Annotated in this window: 1 protein-coding gene; it reads right to left on the bottom strand. The window is 69.4% G+C overall.

Annotation, left to right across the window (positions count from 1 at the left end; all coding sequences use genetic code 11):
• Nucleotides 1-275: 275 nt before the first annotated feature.
• Nucleotides 276-617, bottom strand: coding sequence for a hypothetical protein (locus AC061S_RS44500; RefSeq protein WP_478691585.1), 342 nt, complete (start codon nt 615-617; stop codon nt 276-278).
• Nucleotides 618-713: the final 96 nt, after the last annotated feature.

The raw sequence follows: 713 nt of genomic DNA, 5'->3' as shown, positions 1-713 counted from the left end.
GCACGCCCCACCCGCCGCGACCGCGCACGGTCCGGCAGATCAGATAGGCGGTGGTGTCGTCAGACACGACAGTCACCCGGCCGGTGCTTCCGACCGGGATCACACGGTGGTCTGTGGTGCCCTCGGGCTCGTCATGGGTACTCTTGGGGTTGTGCATTGAAAGTCCTTACTGGGGACTGGTGCCAAAGCCTCGGGCGTGAGATCCCGGGGCTTTCGGCATTTCTGGGGTGGGTTGGTGCCTGCGGCGCGACCCCCGCCGGAGCGGGGTGAGATGGTCACGGAGCGCGGGCCGGGGTGAGCCGGTGGCACCTCCTCTGAGGGGCCAGGACACGAGGGGCCGGAGCCGGGAGAGCTATCCCGGTCGGCCGAACCATGAGGGAGAGCAGGAGAGCCGCCAGGGCGGCCCGAACCTGCGGGCGCAGCGATGCGAAGGCGCGCACGAACGCGCGGCCCACGTCCTGCCGGGCGCGCGGGGTCATCCCCTGCACCATGGCGCAGATGAGCCGGTCCCGGTCCTGCGGTGGCGTCCCCTCGAACCCTCCGAATCGCCAGAGGATCATCACCTCGGCTTCGGACATGCTGAGGAACATCTCCAACAGGCGGTCTGGCTTGTGCATCGTGCTCACCTCCTTCGCGGTCGTCACGGACACGGGGTCAGTTCCCGAGGGGGAGAGGGATGGTCAGGGAGTTCGCGCCGACCGTGGCCCCGCTCG

The sequence above is a fragment of the Streptomyces sp. CA189 genome (assembly GCF_056428985.1).
Note: the sequence above shows the minus strand (reverse complement) of the source record. Positions and strands in the feature narration are given on the sequence as shown.

What these genes read in the sequence shown, in the direction of transcription:
- AC061S_RS44500 (WP_478691585.1), bottom strand. Translation starts at nt 617, where the DNA reads ATGCACAAGCCAGACCGCCTGTTGGAGATGTTCCTCAGCATGTCCGAA.